Origin of the sequence: Glutamicibacter sp. FBE19 (assembly GCF_015524875.1) — a bacterium.
Classification (GTDB): domain Bacteria; phylum Actinomycetota; class Actinomycetes; order Actinomycetales; family Micrococcaceae; genus Glutamicibacter; species Glutamicibacter halophytocola.
Genome location: NZ_JACKQN010000014.1, coordinates 50,122 through 68,010, shown reverse-complemented (window position 1 = coordinate 68,010; position 17,889 = coordinate 50,122). Strand labels below are relative to the sequence as shown.

Below are 17,889 nucleotides of genomic sequence, written 5' to 3'. Positions count from 1 at the left end.
GCGGGCTACCGCAACCTGCCGGCCACCGCATCAATAAACTCCTCGGTCCCCACCGGGTTGCCGATGCCAACAAGGCCGGCAAGGTCCGGGGTCATGATTCCCTGGGCCACGGTGGCACGGACCGCGGCATCTATGGCCCGCGCGGCATCGGCCAGCTCGGCATTTTCGTCCAGGGCCCCGCGGTGCTCGAGGGCGCGGCTCCAGGCGGCAATGGTGGCCACCGGGTTGGCGGCGAGCTGCCCGCCGTCTTTCCACCGCCGGTAGTGCCTGGCTACTGTTCCGTGGGCCGCCTCGAAAAGGCAGGTCTCGCCGTCTTCCCCGGCCAGCACCGAGGCCATCAAGCCAGGCGAGCCGAATCCCTGCGCGACGATATCGGCCTGCACATCCCCGTCGTAGTTCTTCAGCGCCCACAGGAAGCCGCCCGGGCTCTTGATCGCGAAGGCCACCATGTCGTCGATCAGCCGGTGTTCGTAGCCGAGCCCGGCCTGGGCAAATTGCTGCGCGAACTCCGCCCGGTAAACGTCCTCGAATGCCGAGACAAAGGCGCCATCGTATTCCTTGAGCACCGTGTACTTGGTGGAGAAATATAACGGAAGCCCCAAACGCAACGCCTGCCGGAAGCAAGCTCGGGCAAAAGCCCTGATGGAATCGGTGTTGTTGTACATGCCCAGGGCGATGCCGCCATCGGGCCCAAAGGCCGTGACCTCATGGACCTGTGGGGCGGAGCCGTCTGCCGGGGTGAAACTCAGGGTGAGGCTTCCCGTGCCGGAAACCTGGAAATCGGTTGCCTGGTATTGATCGGCATTGGCATGCCTCGCAACCACAATGGGAGCTTCCCAGCCGGGCACAAAACGCGGGACGGATTCGAGCACTATCGGCTCGCGGAAAATCACCCCGTTCAACGCTTTGCGCAACGTCGCATTGGGCGACTTCCAGCGCCGGCTCAGCCCGTGGCGCTCAACCTGCGCCGCGGTGGGCGTGATCGTCGAGCACTTCACCGCGACGCGATGTTCCTTCACCGCCGCGGCCGCCTGCAAGGTAATTGCATCGGCGGTTGCCTCCCTGTTGGCCAGCGACAGGTCAAAACTTTGAATCGACAGGTCAACGAGGGGCTTGATAATCCGTTCGCGCACCAAGGCGAACATCTCATTGGCGGCCTCGTCCCCGCGAATTTCCACGATCACGCCTGGTTCCCCGGGGTTTTTCACCGTGCAACCTCCCGGAATTGCGCCTGGGTCTTTTCCAGCAGGTGCGGTATGACCCCGCCGGCCCGCAGCAATACCAGGTCCAATTCTGTTTCAGCGGCCAGGCGGGCCTCGAATTCGAGGATGCCCCCGTCGGAAAACTCGACTTTAACCGGCACCATCCCGCGCACCTCGATGGCCGCTGGCTCTGCCGAAATCCCGATCAGATCCGCGGCGCTGACTCGTTGCAACTGCTCTTTGGCGTGCTCTGGCACCAGCAGCGGCACCACTCCCATGCCAATCAGGTTGGAGCGGTGAATCCGCTCGAAGCTCCCGGCCAGGACGGCGCGCACTCCCAGCAGCCGCTGCACTTTGGCGGCCCAGTCGCGCGAGCTGCCCGTTCCATAGCGTTCCCCTGCAATGATGACGGCGCTCTGCCCCTGGCTGCGGTACCTGCTGGCCGCTTCGGTCAGCGGAACAGCTTCCCCGGTTCCGGCGTGCACTGTATGCGCCACCGGCAAGTTCTCTCCGAGCTTGTTCACCAGGTTCTTGGCGTGGAATCCACCGCGCACCATGACTTCGAAATTGCCTCTGCGCGAGGCGAAGACGTTGAGGTCATCGCGGCTTTCCCCGCGGGAAACCAGATAGTCGGCAACCAATGAATCGGCGGGGATCGCGCTGGCCGGGGAGATATGGTCCGTGGTGACGTCATCGCCGAGCACCAGCAAGGGATGCGCGGCGAACGAGCCTAGCTGGCTGCCTTCGCCCAAGGAGGCAAAGGGCGGACGGCGCAGGATATTGGAGTCTTCGCTCCACTGGAACCGGGCGCCCTTCGGAGCATCAAGCTGCGACCACAAGGCACTAGTGGTGGCGACCTTGAAATCGCGCGCAAAGTCCCGGGCATCATGGCCCAGTTCCCATAGCTCCTGGACTTCTTCGCGGGTTGGCAGAAGGTCCGAGAGCTTGACCGCTGTGCCTCCAGCGCGCTCCGGAGCGAATTCGTAGGCCAGCAGGTCAACGTCGGCGCGGCCAACCAGCGCAAAGGCCACCACCAGCGGCGGTGAAACCAGGAATCCCAGATCCAAATCCGGGTGGATGCGGCCGGCAAAATTCCGATTCCCGGAGAGGACCGCGACGGGCCTGAGCGTGGATGCCGACAATTCGCGGCTGACCGGCTCGCTCAACGGGCCGGAATTTCCGATGCACGTGGTGCACCCGAAGCCCACCACATCAAATCCGGCGTAGCCCAGATCCTCCAGGAGCCCGGCCCGGCGCAAGTAGCTCATCGCTGCCGGAGAGCCGGGAGCCAGCGAAGTCTTAACCCATTCCGGCACCTTCAGCCCGTGCTCCCGCGCCTTGCGGGCCACAAGCCCCGCGGCAATCAGCAGCTTGGGGTCGGTGGTGTTGGTGCAGCTGGTGATCGCCGCCAAGGCGATGGCGAAGCGCGGCAACGGGCCAGCATCCTCCGCGATGCCCTGGGCCTCATCTTCCAGGGCCTTCGGTATCCCGGAGATGTCCATCAAGTCTTGCGGACGCCGAGGACCAGCGGCGCTCAACCGCACCGCGGCGAGGTCCAGCTCCAGAATATCGGTGTATTCAGGCTCCCCCTGCGGGTCGAACCACATGCCCGTCGCCTGGTAGTAATCCTGCACCAGTTGGATCTGCTCGGCCGGCCGGCCGGTCTGGGCCAGGTAGCCAAGGACCTGTTGATCCACCGGGAAGTACCCGGTGCTGGCCCCGTATTCCGGCGCCATATTCGCAACCACGGCGCGTTCCCCGGCTGAGAGCTGGCTGACCCCGGGCCCGAAGAACTCGACAAATTCGCCGCTGCCTCCTCGTTCGCGGATCAAATGGGTGATGGTGAGCGCCAGGTCGGTGGCGGTGGCCCCGGCCGGCAATTTCCCGGTCAGCCGGACACCAATGACATCGGGGATCCGCAAGGTGGTGGGCAGGCCGAACATCACCGTCTGGGCTTCGAGCCCGCCGACGCCCCAGCCCAGCACGCCCAGGGCGTTGACCATCGGCGTGTGCGAGTCGGTGCCGATCATCATGTCGGGGACGACCAGCGGGTAGCGAAGATCCTTTGAACGCTCGAGGTCAAGATGCGCCACCGTCGCCAGCTGCTCCAGGTTCATGGTGTGCATGATTCCTGTTCCGGGCGGATTGACGTTCACCGTCTCCATCGAGCGCTGGGCCCACTTCAAGAACCTGTAGCGTTCCTGGTTTCTGCGGTATTCATGGGCCAAATTGCGCGGGGCGGCGTCATTTCGCCCATAGTCCTCCACGGCCAGCGAGTGGTCGATGGACACCTCGACGTGCAGCTGGGGGTTCAGCACGCCCGGGTCTATGCCGACCTCGGCCAGGGAGTCGCGCATGGCGGCGATGTCGACCAGGGCAGGGGTGCTCGTGGTGTCGTGCATCAGGATCCGGTGCGGCCAGTATTCCAGCTCGGCCTCGGATCCATGCCCATTGAGCCAGCCTTTGAGGTTGGCTACGGTTCGCGCGCTTTCGGCTGCGCTGGAGCGGCGCAGCGTATTTTCGGCCAGCAGCCTGAGCACCATGGGCAGACGGCAGAATTCCGCGCCAAGGGCTGCCCTCAGGTCCGTGGCTGAATAGCGCTGGCCGCCCGATTGGAATGTTGTGATGTGCCGTTGGCCCTGTGCAGGCATGCGCCTCTCCCTCACTTTTATAATTTATAAAATCGTACACCACGCATTCACCAGACCCAAGACTCCACCACTTGCCCGCACGGCCCCACCAGCTAACATTTATAAAAAGGACGTTGCACTCTATGAAATTTGCACCGCGGAAATCTGCACTTCGAAAGAGACCACTCGTGACCCAAGCTGCGCTGACCAAGAACGCCTACGCCTACCAGAGCGTCAGGGAGCTGATCATGAGCGGGGAACTAGTTCCGGGTGAAGCCTTGGCGCAATCCCAGCTCGCTGCCGACCTGGGCGTCAGCCTGACCCCCATGCGCGAGGCCTTGCGCAAGCTGGAGGCCGAAGGGCTGATCACCATCGACGCCCACCGCAACGCCAAGGTGGCCCCGCTGACCGCCCAGGAAGCCACCAACCTCTTCCAGGTGCGCGAACGGCTGGACCCGATGGCAGCGGCGCTGGCCGCCACCCATCGCACAGACGATGACATCGCCAGGATGAAGGCCGCGGCCGAGAAAATGCGGCCGCTGGCACCCAATCCGGACCTCGCCGCGCTGGCCGCGCACCGCGAGTTCCACCGCTCGATCTACACCGCCTCGCATAACGACCTGCTGATCAGCATGCTCGAATCCCTGTGGGACAAGGCCGACAGGTACCGCCAGGTGGGCTTGGCCGCCAGGCAGGATTCAGCCGCGGACAAGAAGCGCGTGGCCGCCGAGCATGAGCGCATCCTCAAGTCGGTCATCGCCGGCAACGCAGCCAAGGCCGAAGAGGAAATGGCCAAGCACGTCCAAGGCAGCCTCGGCCGCCGGGCCATTGACGCGCTAGCCCCCTAGCCCCAGATCGCCCCGAATACCCCCAGCACCTCAGGCGCTGGGGGTATTTTTGCGCCCACAACAGCGTCTTGACATGACTTGGCTCACAACCTAGGGTCTTTAACTATAATTTATAATTTGTAACATCCAACGGCGCCTCGTCACTCGGGCGCGAAAGGATCATCATGACCCTCGATAGCACCCGCCGGCGAAAACCCCTGCCTCCCGGCCTGCGCACCGCCCTTCGCGGCACGGCAATCCTGGCCTGTGCCGCGGTGGTGGCCACCGCGGCATTCAACGCGGCCAGCAGCGGCACCGGGGATGACGCACGAGCCCAGCTGACCCTCATTGCCCCGGCAGGCGCCGGCGGCGGCTGGGACGGGGCCGCACGCGAAGCCCAGCAGGCCATGCGCGCGCAATCCATCGTCAACAACGCGCAGGTCGTGAACATCCCCGGCGCCGGAGGCACCATCGGCCTGAATAATTTCGCCGGCATGGAGGGCGAAAAGTCCAGCCTCATGGTGATGGGCATTACGATGCTCGGTGCCATCAACATCAATGGCTCCCACACCACCATCGAAGATGTCACCCCGATCGCCCGGCTCACCGATGACTACGACGTGCTTGTGGTCCCCGCCGGCTCGCCCTACGATTCGGTGGACGAGCTGGTCGCCGACTGGGCCAAGGATCCCAACGCCTTCGCCTTCGGCGGCGGTTCGCTGGGCAGCGTTGACCAGATGATCATCACCGAGCTGGCCCAGCAAGCCGGCATCAAGCCCACCGCGGTGAACTACATCGCCTACTCGGGCGGCGGCGAACTGGCCACCAGCCTGCTCAGCGGCACCATCAAGGCTTCGGTGTCCGGCTGGGTGGACTTCGCCGACCAGATCGAAGCCGGAAAACTCAAGGCACTGGCGGTTTCAGCCCCCGAGCCGGTCCCGGCCACCGGGGTTCCCACGCTCAAGGAGCTTGGCTACGACATCGAGCTGACCAACTGGCGTGGCCTCGTCGCCCCTCCCGGGCTCAGCGACGAGGACGTCGACGAGCTCCAGCAGATTGTGGCCGAAACCGTCAAAACCCCGCAATGGGCCGACGCCCTGGAACGCAACCAATGGGCCGACACCTTCCTCACCGGCCCGGAGTTCGAAGCATTCCTCGACTCCGAACGCCAAAGCGTCGATGCCATCTGGAATGGCCTCGGCTACTAGCCACGAAGAAACTGGAGACACCATGACCGTCCTGGTCGGATACACCCACACCGCCGAGGGCGCCGCGGCCCTGCGGCATGCCTTGGCCATCGCCGAACTGGCCAACACCGATATCGCCCTCTTCCCGCTCTTTGCCCTCAATGGCGAAGCCTGGCCGGGCACCGAACTCGCCGCGCAGCTTCCGGCCAAGGCCAGCTTCCTGCAGCCTCGCGCCAATTCGCCGCGCGCCGCCGACGAACTGGTCGATGTGGGCAACGAGCTGGATGCCCAGGTGATCGTCATCGGAGTCCGCTCCCGATCGCGGGTGGGGAAAATGCTGATGGGCTCCGATGCCCAGGCAGTGATCCTCGGGGCCAGCGTCCCGGTGCTGAGCGTAAAGGCCGATGAGAATGAGCACTGAAACACCACTGGGCGTCCAGCCCAAAACCGCGCCCGGCGCCGGGCGCAGCGGCCTGGTCCTGCCCGGAATCCTGGTGCTGCTGGGGATCTACCTGGGCGTCGGCATCATCACCATGGAGGTGCCCGAGGGGGCCAAGCACCCCGGACCGGCATTCTTCCCGATCCTGATCACCGTCGCGATTTTTGTACTCGCCGCGCTGCTGGCCCTGCAACTGGTGCGGACCCCGGAACCGGTCCCGGCCGACCCGCAGGGATACCGCAGCTACTCGGATTGGAAAACCGTGGCCCTGGTCGCCGCCGGCTTCCTGGCCTTTGCCCTGCTCCTGGTCCCCGCCGGATGGCTGATCAGCGCCACGCTATTGTTCTGGACCGTCGCCTTTGCCCTGGGCAGCAAGAACCGGGCGAGGGATCTGGGCATCGCCGTGGTTTTCGCCTCCGTCATCCAGCTGGCCTTCGGCGCCGCGCTCGGACTGAACCTGCCTAGCGGCATCCTGGAAGGGCTGATCGGCTGATGGAATCCTTGAACCTGCTTCTTGAGGGCTTCTCCCAGGCCCTCACCCCGATGAACCTGCTCTGGGTTTTCATTGGCGCCTTCCTGGGCACCGCCGTGGGGGTGCTGCCGGGCCTGGGTTCCTCCATGGCCGTGGCCCTGTTGTTGCCGATGACCTTTTCGCTGGACCCGGTCGGCGCCTTCATCATGTTTGCCGGCGTCTACTTCGGCGGCCTTTTTGGCGATTCCACCATGGGGATCCTGATGAATACCCCCGGCGGCTCCACCGCCATTGCCACCACCTTCGAGGGCCATCGCATGGCCAAGGACGGGCGGGCGCCCCAGGCGCTGGCCACCAGCGCCATTGGCGCCTTCATCGGCGGGCTGATCGCCACCACCCTGGTGGTGTTCTTTGCCCCCAAGCTGGCGGAAATCGCGGTGCTTTTCGGGCCGGCGGAATACTTTGCCCTGGCGATCTTCGCCTTCATCGCCACCGCCTCGGTGGTTTCGGACTCGGCGCTGAAGGGGCTGGCCTCGCTGCTGCTGGGCCTGGCCCTGGCCGTGGTGGGCATCGACGGCATTTCCGGGGCCTCGCGCTTCACCGCCAATGTGCCGCAGCTCTTTGACGGGGTGAGCATCATCGTGATCACCGTCGGCGTGCTGGCCCTGGGGGAGGTGCTGCATGTGGCCTCGCGCATCCACCGCGACCAGAAGCTGACCGCCATTTCCGTTGCCGGCCGCCCCTACCTTTCGCGCTCGGAAGTGCGCGAAGCGATCCCGGCCTGGCTGCGCGGCACCGCTTTTGGCGTGCCCTTCGGAGTGATTCCGGTCGGCGGCGCCGAGGTGCCCACCTTCCTGGCCTACGGCACCGAGCGCCAACTGGACCGCAAACGCCGCTTTCCCAAGTTCGGCACCGGCGCGATCCGCGGCGTGGCGGCCCCGGAAGCTGCCGGCAATGCCACCAGCGGCACCGCCATGGGCGCGCTGCTGGCCCTGGGCCTGCCCACCTCGGCCACGGCCGCGATCATGCTGGCCGCCTTCCAGCAGTATGGCCTGCAGCCGGGCCCGATGCTTTTCGAACGCAATGCGGACCTGGTCTGGGCGCTGCTGGCCAGCCTCTTTGTCGGCCTGGTGATGCTGCTGGTGCTGAACCTGCCCTTCGCCCCGCTGTGGGCCAAGCTGCTGCTGATCCCCAAGCCGCACCTGTTCGCCGGCATTACGGTCTTCTGCGGGCTGGGCGTCTACGCCACCGGCGCTTCGGTGGTCGACCTGCTGCTGGTGCTGGCCATCGGATTCATCGCCTTCCTGATGCGCCGCTACGGCTACCCGCTGGCGCCGGTGATGATCGGCGTGGTGCTTGGTCCGCTGGCCGAAACCAGCCTGCGCAATGCGCTGATGTCCAGCGGCGGCGAGCTGTCGATCCTGCTCGGCTCGGGCATCACCATCACCCTGTACGCGCTATTGGCGCTGATGCTCGGCTACACCCTGTGGCGCCGGATCGCTTCCCGGCGCCGACAGGACGTGTAAGTACCGGATCAGCTCAAAGAGGATCCCAAAAGTTCCGCACCTCTCACATTAAGGACGGCGTTGCTCCTCTCCCACTACTATCTAGTTCTCCACGCCTTCCGCGTACAAAGAACTGACAGCTTGAAGCATCGCCTGGTAATTCTCTTCAGGAAGCGGCGCTTTACTCCTGACGCGTTTATACACTTCGGAATTCAACTCAGCCCAGAAATTCTCGGAACCATGTGGCTTCTGAAAATACCATTCCCACTCCAGAAAATTCTCCGCGTACCTGATGTCCGCAGTGTCTTCCACATAAGAAGAAATCGCATCATCAACGATGTCGCGGGCATCGACACCCTCAGCAGCTCGCGGTACACGAACAATCTTGGACAATCGCCCTGACTCTTGCAGACTCACAAGTGCCAAGTATCCCCAACCATTCTCACTAGTAAGCTCCCAACCGTCAGGAGCAACATCAACTTCTTGAACTTCGTCAATATGCAGAGTCTTCATGGTTAAGGAACGTAGCACCTATCATCCGCATTTCCATAGCAGTTGAATGTGCCGGTATCGAATCCTGCCGCCGTGTACTGCGAATAGCCCCTAGGAGTGAACTTTGTACGGAATATTCCGTAATAGTTATTGCTGTTTCTCAAGTAGTTCCCGTAGATCTTCTTCTGTGTGCGAGGAACTCCAGAATTGATCGTCACGGAAGAAAGCTTGTGGGTACCACAGATATTTGGGGAGAGAGCCCCGCGTTTCTCCAAGCATGTAAGTTTCGAGTCAGTGAAGTTTAGTGAAGGACCAGAATCCCATACGCGCGTCACAGTCCACTGTGCTTGGCGCCCATTGAGGTAGGTTCGAACAACCAAGTCATATTGGCCGATAGTCTTTGATCCGCTACCATAAACAGCATTTCTCTTGACTTCATAAATATAGTCATTGATTTTGCGCTTACAAGAGGCGCCGTTCTCACACCATGTGTCCTCGTGACTTCCACCCTTAGCCGGCTGTGCAATCGCCCCTAGATAGCTCTGCTTGGTAGGAATCTCAATAAACTCATTTACCTGTACACCCTTGCCATCCACATTAATGCTCAGGCCTTCAGGTTCACACACCCACTTCTTGGCCTTGGACTTGATAGCTTTCTGCACACAAGGCTCTAATGCAGCAGAGTATGAAGGTTGGGGATTCTTCTCGGTTGCAGCTGATGCAGGGGTAGCAACAAGCGAAGAAGCGGTCAGGATTACAGCAGACAAAACGGAGAAAATCTTCCCACTACGTCTACAGAAAGATCCACTTTTCAAGATGATTGAACTTCCTTCATGGCATCCTCAAATGAAGAGGAAACGAAAAACGATGTAATGAAGTGCTACGGACAATAGCAGCACAGTCCCTCGCGACAAGCTGAGAGAAAAGCTTTAACCCCATAAAGCCCAACTGTCGATCATAAAATGTCGATGCGAGTAGACGTTTTATTATCTTGGTGCAGAAGAATGCCCTAACTGTCCAAAAAATGCAAATTTGCCATTAGTTTCATAACGCAATGGAAAAATTTAATCAGTCAGGGGTTTTGCACAGGAAAATTCTGCACTCCACGGTTAAGGCGAACCCTAACTGTTATTGCTGCACCTTGGACAATCAGAAGTTACAATGACAGCACCTTAATTTATTCCAAAACCGATCGATCACAAGCGAACCCAAGGCGCACTACTCGCTGAGTATCGGAATCACGCGGCGTCGAAATTCTCTGCAGAACTCAATGCGTCAAGGCCAGAAAGACACGTTCTTCATGGCCCTCGACAAGCATCAAAACACTAGCCAAGCGGTCCGCGAACTAAGCTTCCCAAACCACACAATCTGCCAGCGGGCGATCAGAGCCCGTGCGAATTTCCCGCAACCTCGAGCTAGAAAACGTTAAGAGTTCCTGTGCCCGTGTGCCCGTGTGCCCGTGTGCCCGTGTGCCCGTGTGCCCAAAGTATGCGTCGTTAACAAGCCGTCAGACAAGTTGGCATCCATTGAGAATCCGTCCGGCGCAGGGAAACCGCAATCGAAACCGCCGAAACAAACGAGTCTACTCTGACGGTCCAGAGGATTTGAAGGAAGTGACTCCGTTGCTCAATGGGCTCCAATGCAAAACGCTCGGCTGGAAGATTCCAGTCGAGCGTATGCATGACCTATTATCGAGGCCTAGACCGCCGGTGTTGCGACGAACGCCAGAACCCGTCTGTGCGGGATTTTGCTTTGTTCGGCAACGTGTAGCTACAGCGCCTTGGGGCCAATCTCGGCCAGGAACTGGCCCGGGCCGGGATTGGCGGCGGCGTCTTCGCCGCCCAGGTGCTTGACCACGCCCCACAGCGCGTTCAGGCCCGTGGTCACCGCGCCTTCGGCCCAGCCAGCAGTCCAGGACACGTCGTCGCCGGCCAGGAAGATGCCGCGGTGCGCAGCATCCATGCCTTGCTGGTCGAAGTGGGTGTACAGGCGCTGCTGGTAGCGGTAGTGGCCGGGCAGGTTGGCCTTGAACGCGCCCATGAAGTTCGGATCGGACTCCCAGGACACGGTGATCGGCTGGCCCACGATGTGGCTGCGGATATCCACTCCCGGGTAGATCTTCTCCAGCGAGTGCAGCATCAGCTCCATCCGGCGTTCGGCCGACAGGGACAGCCACTTCAGCGCATCGTCGTTCCAGGTGTAGGAGAGCAGGATGACCGCCGGCTGGTCCTCGCCATGATCCAGCAGGTAGGTGGCGCGGTTCAGCCGGTCGGTGAGCGTCATGGACATCAGGTGCTGCCCGGTCACCGGGTCGCGGTCCTTCCAGAACGGGCGATCCACCATCACGAAGGTCTTCGAGGACTGCATGTAGTGGCTGCGCTCGATCGCGGTCCACAGTTCTGCGCCGAACAGCTCCTCATCGGTGTCGATACCGGTGGACAACAGCCAGGACTGCACCGTGGAGACCACGGCGCCGAATTCTTGGGTGCGGCCAAAGCGCTCGGTGACCTCGATGGTGTTCGCGCCGTTGAAGCCCGGGTTTCCGGTGCGGTAGACCTTGGCCACCGCGCCGCGCGGGGCGCCGGAGTGCAGCGAGGACAGGGAAGTGCCCGCCGGCCAGTGCGCCATCTTTTCCGGGGCGTGGTTCCACAGGGCCTCGGGCAGCTTGGCCGCTCCCCCGGTGATGCCGCGGTGGTAGTCGTCGGCGTCGGTGTAGACCACGCGCAGGATTTCCAGGATCGAGTTGGGGAAGTCGGTGTCCCAGCCGCCGGAGCCGAAGCCCACCTGGCCAAAGGCCTCGCGGTGCTCGAAGCCGGCCTGCTTGAAGGCCTTGGAGTTCGCGATGAACCCGTAGAAGCTTTCCTCGTCGAACTCCTGGAGCATCGAGTCCCAGAGTTCCTTGATCATTTTGGCATCGCGGTCGCGGATGGCCTGCTGCATCTGCTCGAAGTGGGCGTCTTCGCGCAGCGCCTGCTTCCAGGCGTCGGCCACTTCCTGGTAGAAGACCGGCAGGTCGGCCGGGTCCTCCACATAGATCTTCTGCCCCTTGAGCTCGATCACCGTGGAGTCGGTGGGCTCGGCCAGCGGGTTCGGGAAATCGTAGGTGTCCAGGCCCAGCAGCTCGATGTAGTGGTACAGCGCCTTGCTGGAGACCGGGAAGCGCATGCCGCCCAGGTCGCAGGTGATCTGCGGGGCCGCGGCGAAGCTTGCGGTGCGCAGCCGCCCGCCGATCTGGTCGGCCTCGTACACCACCGGCTTCAGGCCCAGCTTCATCAGCTCGTACGCGGTGACCAGGCCGGAAAGCCCGGCGCCGATCACTGCCACCTCGGTGCCGTACAGCGACTCGGGCACCGAGCCCAGGCCGGCGTCGTTGGCCAGGTAGAGGTCGTAGCTGAACGGGAAGTCCGGGTTGAGCATGGTGATGGGATTGGTGCTGTTCATGAAAAAATCCTGTGTTCCTACTTGCTGTTCAAAAGGTGGCTGTCGATATATTCCTGCTTGCTCAGCTTCCCGAGCACCGAGCGGCGGCGGCCATAGGCCAGGTAGATCACGATGCCCACGGCCATCCAGATCCCGAAGACCAGCCAGGTGTGCCAGCCCAGCTGGCTCATCAGGAACAGGCAGGCGGCCACGCCGAGGATCGGGGTGATCGGGTAGAAGGGCACCTTGAAGGTGCGCGGTGCCAGCGGCTGCTTGTGGCGCAGGTACATCACCGAGACGCCCACCAGCGCGAAGGCGAACAGGGTGCCGATGCTCGTCGCGTCGGCCAGCGCGCCCAGCGGGATGAACCCGGCGGTGATCGCCACCAGGATGCCGGTGATCAGGGTGCCGATCACCGGGGTTCCGGTGCGCGGGGAGATCTTGCCGAAGGCCGCCGGCACCAGACCGTCGCGGGACATGGACAGCAGGATGCGGGTCTGCCCGTAGAGCACGGTCAGCACCACCGAGGCGATGGCCAGCACCGAGGCCAGCGCAAAGACCAGCACCAGCCAGGGCTGTCCGGTCAGCTCGCCGACGATCTGCACCAGCGCGGCTTCGGTGCCCTCGAACCAGGTCCACTCGCGGGCGCCGATCGCGGAGACCGCCACCAAAACGTAGGTGATGGTCACGATCAGCATCGAGAGCATGATCGCGCGCGGCAGATCGCGCTTGGGGTTCTTGGCCTCTTCGCCGGCCGTGGAGGCGGCGTCGAAACCGATATAGGAGAAGAACACGCTGGAGGCCGCCGCGGTCACGCCGGCAGCGCCCATCGGCAGCAGCGGCTCGAAGTTGCCGGCGTTGAAGGCGCTGAAGGCGACGATCGAGAAGAAGACGAGGATGCCGGCCTTGATGACCACCACGATGGTGTTCACGATCGCCGATTCGCGCGCTCCGCGCACCAGCAGCAAGGTGGCCAGCACCACGACGATCAGCGCCGGCAGGTTCACCATCCCGCCTTCGGCCGGCCCGCCGGCCAAGGAGGCGGGCAGCTGCATATTAAAGGCCCGCAGGGTTTCGTTGACATATTCGCCGGCGCCCACCGCCACCGCGGCCACCGAGACCGCGTATTCGAGCACCAGGCACCAGCCGCAGATCCAGGCGATCCCTTCGCCCATGGTCGCGTAGGAATAGGAGTAGCTGGAGCCGGCCACCGGCACCATGCCTGCCATTTCCGCGTAGGACACGGCCGAAAGCAGCGCGGTCACGCCAGCGATCACGAAGGAGATCCAGATGGCCGGGCCGGCGATCGGCACGGTCGCGCCCAGGATCACCAGAATTCCGGTGCCCATGGTGGCGCCGACGCTGATCATGGTCAGCTGCCACATGCCCAGGGTGCGGCGCAGCGCACCGCCCGATGAGCTGGATTCCGCGTCGCCGATCATCTGCTGGATCGGCTTGCGGCGCCGCAGCTGCGGGCCAAGGCCAGTGGCTTGTTTCGGCCTGGCGCCGGTGGTGCTGTTCATCTCGGGTCCTCGCTGCATTGTGGATTGTGCTGCACTGTGGTTTTTCTTCCGCCTTCAAGCCTAGATCTGTGATCCGGCTCTCAAGATGTAAGTTTTGAACTAAAATAGTTTCTCATGGGACATTCCGCACCACAGCAATCAGTGTTCGACGCGACAGCTCCCGGCATCACGCTGCGCCGCTTCCTGCGCCAGCTGCCCCCGGAAATCTCCCTGGCCCACGACGCCGGCGATCGGCCGCTGCGCTGGGTCGAGGCCAGCGACATGGACGATCCCACCGACTACCTGCTCGACGAGGAAATGATCCTCACCAGCGGCTTCCCGCTGCTCGGCCATGATCAGAACCCCGAGCAGGTCCGGCAATTCATCGCCCGGCTCGCCCAGGCCAAGGTCAGCGCCCTGGGCTTCGGCCTCGAGCCCTACTTCACCGCCATCCCGCCCACCGTGCTCGACGCCTGCCGCGAGCACGACCTGCCACTGCTGGAAATTCCGCCCAGCGTCCCCTTCGCCGCCATCGGCATCGCCTTCGCGCAACTGATCGAGGCCGACAATGCCGCCCAGCTGCGCGGCAGCGCCGAAGCCAACCGCGCCCTCCTGCGCTGCCTGGCCCACCCGGACCCCGAAGCCCAGCTGGCCGCCGTGCTCTCCCAGCGGCTCAAGGCCAGCGTCCGCCTGCTCGGATCCGAGGGTAAGGTCCGCCACGAGACCTCCGCCGCCGAAACCGCCGACCTCGGCGACCAGCTCAAATCCGAGCTCTTCGAACAGGCCGCCAGCGGCGCCAACAACCAGCAATTTGCCATGCACCGCTCAGATTCGCAGGTTGACCTGGCTTTTCCGATCCGCGCCACGCTCGCCTCGTCCGGCCGCGCGCCACTTCTGGGCGTACTATGCATCAGCTTCGCGCGCACCCCGTCGGCCTTTGACCACAACCTGATCACCACCGCGCTGGGCCTGCTCGACGTCCTCGCGCGCGAACGCGCCGCCAGCTCCCCCGCCTCAACCCAGCTGGCCACCGCACTGCTCCTGCGTTCGCGCGCCACTCTCGATGCCCCGGACCTCGCCCTGCTGGCCGCAAGCCTTGGCGGCGGCAGCACGCAGCCCATCCGCGTTGCGGTCATTTCGCCGCTGGACGCCCCCGCCGAACAGCCGCTCGCACTGCACCTCACCCACCTCCAAGCACTCCTGGACACCCACCTGGCAATGCAGCAGGACGACCACTTCATTGCGCTCACGCGGACCAAGCCGACCCAGGCCATATTCGATCGGCTCAAAACTGCCGGGTACGTCGCCGCCTTCAGCACCCCAGAGCCAGCCGACATCCAGCTCGGCGAAAAATTGGGCGACCTGCAAGCCCAGGCCACCGGACTGCTCCCCCGCATCCGCGAAAAGCGCCAGAGCCTCGATGCCCGATCCATTCCGCGCTCATTCCTGTCCCTCCTGCCGCCGCAGGCAGGCAAGCAACTCGCCGAAGAGGCCCTCGCGCCAATCCTTGAACTGCCCGATGCCCGTCGCGACCTCTATCTAGAGGTGCTTCAAGGCTGGCTGGAGGCCAACGGATCGTGGGACCAAACATCAAAGAACATCGACCTGCATCGCAATTCCGTGCGCCGCCACATCGCTACCATCGGCGAGGTTCTCGACAAGGACCTGAACCGGGCAGACGTGCGCCAGGAGCTCTACCTCGCGCTGAACTTCCTCGCCAGGAGCTAGGCAGAACCGGCCTGGCCCTGATTAAAGTTTTCCACATTATTAGAAGACATATTCGAGATTACGAAGTATAATTAGAACATGTCCGAAGCAAAGGCGCACGGAGATAGCCTGCCCCCAGCGGTAGAGCCAGAGGAGTTCGAAAACCACTGGCTCGCACTGCAGAAAGAACTGGCGTGGATGCAAGACCACGGCGGTAAAGCCGACTGCGTCCGTGGCATAGAGGTGCTCGAAGCCCTCATCGCTTCTGCCCGATTCCAGCAAGCCTGCCTTTCCTATCATCTGGAGAAAGAGTTTGTTCGCGATCATGAAGAACGCGGAGTCAACCTGGATGATCAGACCCGTGGCGCGGCCGGCAGCGTGGCCATCGCCCGCAAACAATCCCCAACCGGATTCCGCAACTACCTAGTCAACTGCCGCATCTTGCTGGAAGACACACCTAATATTGCCGCCGCATTTTCCAGGGGTGAATTTACCGAACCCCAAGTCTTGGCAATCCTCAACGAGCTGCAGACCGTCAAAGCGCAACGCCGTACAGAATTTGATGAGATCTACGGCCAGAATCCAGACATGTTCGAGTGCATGGGTCGGAACCAGATCAAGGACACCGTTCGGAAATTCACGCTCTCCTACAATTCCGATCCGGTCTCCAAGGAGCATAAAACCATCGAAGAGCGCCGATTCGCTCGCATGGAGATCGATGAAGCGTCCGGCAGCGTGAAGCTAACTGCGCAGTTCCCGCAGCTTCCCGGCATGGGACTTAGAAACTATCTCTACAAGGAGTCCCGCAAGCTCAAGAAGAAGGGCGACAAGCGCACTCTCGAACAGATCAGGGCCGATATCCTCTTTAGCTACATGATGATCGGCGAGCCTTCAAAGATGCCGATCAATTTGCAGGTTGGCGTCATCATGACTGATCGAGCCCTGTTCCAGGGCGAACGGGAACCCGCATACCTTGAAGGCTACGGATACATCCCCGCACAGGATGTTCGTGAATGGATCGGCGGACATCAAATCGAGAACGAACTGACCTTTGAAGAGATGGAAGCAAGACTCACTCCGGAACACATTGAGCAGATCGAAGTGCTGACTGAACTTTCCAGGATCTACACGGCACCCGGAGATCAGGATTTGATAAGCATGGATTCCAAAGCCCGGATCTTCCCGGAGAAGCTCAAAAAATTCATCAGCATTCGAGACCGGCATTGCCGCACACCTTTTTGCGACGGAATCGTCGAAGAGGCAGACCACGTGAAGCAGTACGCAAAGGGTGGAAAGACCAGCGTGCATAATTGCTGCGGCCGCTGCAAGGTCTGCAACAAAACCAAAGAGGCCCGCGGCTGGTTTGAATTTACCCTCTTGAAGGACCAGCACACCATGCTCATCAATCCGGTATCCGGGATGTCGTATCGGTCCACAGCTCCACCGGCGACTGGATACATTCACAAGCCTTTCCCGCAGTTGACGACCGATTCAAAATGGTTCAACGACTTCAAGGAAAAACTGAGCCGGCGCGATGCCCCGGAAGCCTCTGCGGCATAACCACAATCCCAAAACTCTAGGTGTTTCAACACGGCGCTTCGCCGCGTGGAAATGCCCTAGAAGTTGATCATTCCGCGGATTGCCATTGAGCGTAAAGGTCCCGTCGAGCCTCCGAAAGGTACGGAACTTCAGCCCTGATCTGCGCCAAAGAACTCACATCAATCTCGGCTGCAAGAAGTTCTGCACCAGATCCAGCTTGGGCCAAGACGGCACCGTCTGCACCGGCGATGACGCTAGTTCCCGCCAAGTCGAATCCAGCTTCAGAACCGCAGTGGTTCGCGTAGGCGATGAAAAGCTGGCTTTCCATGGCACGCGTCGGAACCAAACGAGTGCAAACCTGCTCATATCCGCGTCCCATAGCCGTCGGGACGAGCAAAAGTTGCACCGAACGACGAGCGGCCGCGCGGACAACCTCAGGAAATTCCACATCGAAGCAGATCACCATGCCCAACGTCATTCCCTTGTAATCGAATGATGCAGGAGGGTTGCTGCCCGCGATGAACACTTCATGTTCTTCAGCTCCAAAGAGCTGGACCTTCTGATAATGAGCACGCTTCACTCCGCGATCATCAAGGAAAGTTGAAGTGATCAGCCAGCCATCATCAGTGATTTCGGGAAGGGAGTAAACCAGTGCTATCGAATGCATCGCCGCAATGCGCGACAGCCGCTCATGCGCGGAGGGCAACAGGGAAACATCCAGCGAATCACGCAGGACGTAGGGCGCATAGCCCACGGCAAAAAGTTCGGAGGTGAGCAAGATTTTTGCGCCATCTCCAGCGGCACGCTGCGCAGCTTGATCGATGGCATCGAGATTGCGCTCAATCCCCAAGACCTCTGCTTCGCCCTGCATAACCGCGATGCGCATGTGGCTCCCTCCGAGCATCATTGATGACTAAGATTAACCCTATTTCGAACACATCATCACTCGACTAGGGTATTTGGCACC

At 61.9% G+C, this 17,889-nt stretch carries 14 protein-coding genes; 7 read left to right on the top strand and 7 right to left on the bottom strand.

The window, feature by feature from the left end; translation table 11 throughout:
* Positions 1-5 precede the first annotated feature (5 nt).
* Entirely contained in the window at positions 6-1,208 is a 1,203-nt protein-coding gene (locus H6F58_RS17085) for an NADP-dependent isocitrate dehydrogenase (protein WP_261382900.1), read from the bottom strand.
* Positions 1,205-3,853: an aconitate hydratase AcnA gene (gene acnA / locus H6F58_RS17080; protein ID WP_195182212.1), complete on the bottom strand. Its 2,649-nt coding sequence runs from the start codon at positions 3,851-3,853 to the stop codon at positions 1,205-1,207. The genes H6F58_RS17085 and acnA overlap by 4 nt, the downstream gene beginning before the upstream one ends.
* 167 nt (positions 3,854-4,020) lie before the next feature.
* Here acnA and H6F58_RS17075 point away from each other — a divergent pair, with 167 nt between their 5' ends.
* The 5 genes from H6F58_RS17075 (at position 4,021) to H6F58_RS17055 (ending at position 8,283) form a co-directional block, all read left to right on the top strand.
* Positions 4,021-4,680: a GntR family transcriptional regulator gene (locus H6F58_RS17075; protein ID WP_257745745.1), complete on the top strand. Its 660-nt coding sequence runs from the start codon at positions 4,021-4,023 to the stop codon at positions 4,678-4,680.
* Between the two features lie 164 nt (positions 4,681-4,844).
* Entirely contained in the window at positions 4,845-5,867 is a 1,023-nt protein-coding gene (locus H6F58_RS17070; protein ID WP_146277335.1) for a tripartite tricarboxylate transporter substrate binding protein, read from the top strand.
* Positions 5,868-5,889: 22 nt separating this feature from the next.
* Entirely contained in the window at positions 5,890-6,267 is a 378-nt protein-coding gene (locus H6F58_RS17065; RefSeq protein ID WP_146277333.1) for a universal stress protein, read from the top strand.
* Positions 6,257-6,778, top strand: coding sequence for a tripartite tricarboxylate transporter TctB family protein (locus tag H6F58_RS17060; RefSeq protein WP_206693781.1), 522 nt, complete (start codon positions 6,257-6,259; stop codon positions 6,776-6,778). Before H6F58_RS17065 ends, H6F58_RS17060 begins: the two co-directional genes overlap by 11 nt.
* Entirely contained in the window at positions 6,778-8,283 is a 1,506-nt protein-coding gene (locus tag H6F58_RS17055; protein WP_146277329.1) for a tripartite tricarboxylate transporter permease, read from the top strand. The genes H6F58_RS17060 and H6F58_RS17055 overlap by 1 nt, the downstream gene beginning before the upstream one ends.
* Before the next feature lie 81 nt (positions 8,284-8,364).
* Here H6F58_RS17055 and H6F58_RS17050 read toward each other — a convergent pair whose 3' ends face one another.
* From H6F58_RS17050 to H6F58_RS17035, 4 genes are all read right to left on the bottom strand, one after another.
* Positions 8,365-8,775 carry a hypothetical protein gene (locus H6F58_RS17050; protein ID WP_146277327.1) on the bottom strand — a complete coding sequence of 137 codons (411 nt, stop codon included), beginning with the start codon at positions 8,773-8,775 and terminating at the stop codon, positions 8,365-8,367.
* Positions 8,776-8,777: 2 nt separating this feature from the next.
* Entirely contained in the window at positions 8,778-9,521 is a 744-nt protein-coding gene (locus H6F58_RS17045) for a hypothetical protein (protein ID WP_146277325.1), read from the bottom strand.
* Between the two features lie 1,003 nt (positions 9,522-10,524).
* Positions 10,525-12,195 carry an NAD(P)/FAD-dependent oxidoreductase gene (locus H6F58_RS17040; RefSeq protein ID WP_244652660.1) on the bottom strand — a complete coding sequence of 557 codons (1,671 nt, stop codon included), beginning with the start codon at positions 12,193-12,195 and terminating at the stop codon, positions 10,525-10,527.
* Positions 12,196-12,212: 17 nt separating this feature from the next.
* Entirely contained in the window at positions 12,213-13,697 is a 1,485-nt protein-coding gene (locus tag H6F58_RS17035; protein ID WP_244652659.1) for an amino acid permease, read from the bottom strand.
* A gap of 114 nt (positions 13,698-13,811) precedes the next feature.
* On the opposite strand from H6F58_RS17035, the gene H6F58_RS17030 reads away from it, so the two are divergent.
* Together H6F58_RS17030 and H6F58_RS17025 are read left to right on the top strand one after the other, a co-directional pair.
* Positions 13,812-15,404, top strand: a complete 1,593-nt coding sequence (locus H6F58_RS17030) for a PucR family transcriptional regulator (RefSeq protein WP_146277321.1) — start codon at positions 13,812-13,814, stop codon at positions 15,402-15,404.
* A 78-nt stretch (positions 15,405-15,482) separates the two neighbouring features.
* Positions 15,483-16,943, top strand: coding sequence for an HNH endonuclease signature motif containing protein (locus H6F58_RS17025; RefSeq protein WP_171919082.1), 1,461 nt, complete (start codon positions 15,483-15,485; stop codon positions 16,941-16,943).
* Between the two features lie 67 nt (positions 16,944-17,010).
* Here the strand turns inward: H6F58_RS17025 and H6F58_RS17020 are convergent, their stop codons facing one another.
* Positions 17,011-17,808 carry a carbon-nitrogen hydrolase family protein gene (locus H6F58_RS17020; RefSeq protein ID WP_195182211.1) on the bottom strand — a complete coding sequence of 266 codons (798 nt, stop codon included), beginning with the start codon at positions 17,806-17,808 and terminating at the stop codon, positions 17,011-17,013.
* Between the last annotated feature and the right edge of the window lie 81 nt (positions 17,809-17,889).

Excerpts from the sequence above, each read along its gene's own strand:
- acnA (WP_195182212.1), bottom strand. The coding sequence starts at position 3,853 with ATGCCTGCACAGGGCCAACGGCACATCACAACATTCCAATCGGGCGGC.
- H6F58_RS17070 (WP_146277335.1), top strand. The coding sequence starts at position 4,845 with ATGACCCTCGATAGCACCCGCCGGCGAAAACCCCTGCCTCCCGGCCTG.
- H6F58_RS17065 (WP_146277333.1), top strand. The coding sequence starts at position 5,890 with ATGACCGTCCTGGTCGGATACACCCACACCGCCGAGGGCGCCGCGGCC.
- H6F58_RS17060 (WP_206693781.1), top strand. The coding sequence starts at position 6,257 with ATGAGCACTGAAACACCACTGGGCGTCCAGCCCAAAACCGCGCCCGGC.
- H6F58_RS17055 (WP_146277329.1), top strand. The coding sequence starts at position 6,778 with ATGGAATCCTTGAACCTGCTTCTTGAGGGCTTCTCCCAGGCCCTCACC.
- H6F58_RS17050 (WP_146277327.1), bottom strand. The coding sequence starts at position 8,775 with ATGAAGACTCTGCATATTGACGAAGTTCAAGAAGTTGATGTTGCTCCT.
- H6F58_RS17040 (WP_244652660.1), bottom strand. The coding sequence starts at position 12,195 with ATGAACAGCACCAATCCCATCACCATGCTCAACCCGGACTTCCCGTTC.
- H6F58_RS17035 (WP_244652659.1), bottom strand. The coding sequence starts at position 13,697 with ATGAACAGCACCACCGGCGCCAGGCCGAAACAAGCCACTGGCCTTGGC.
- H6F58_RS17030 (WP_146277321.1), top strand. The coding sequence starts at position 13,812 with ATGGGACATTCCGCACCACAGCAATCAGTGTTCGACGCGACAGCTCCC.
- H6F58_RS17025 (WP_171919082.1), top strand. The coding sequence starts at position 15,483 with ATGTCCGAAGCAAAGGCGCACGGAGATAGCCTGCCCCCAGCGGTAGAG.
- H6F58_RS17020 (WP_195182211.1), bottom strand. The coding sequence starts at position 17,808 with ATGCGCATCGCGGTTATGCAGGGCGAAGCAGAGGTCTTGGGGATTGAG.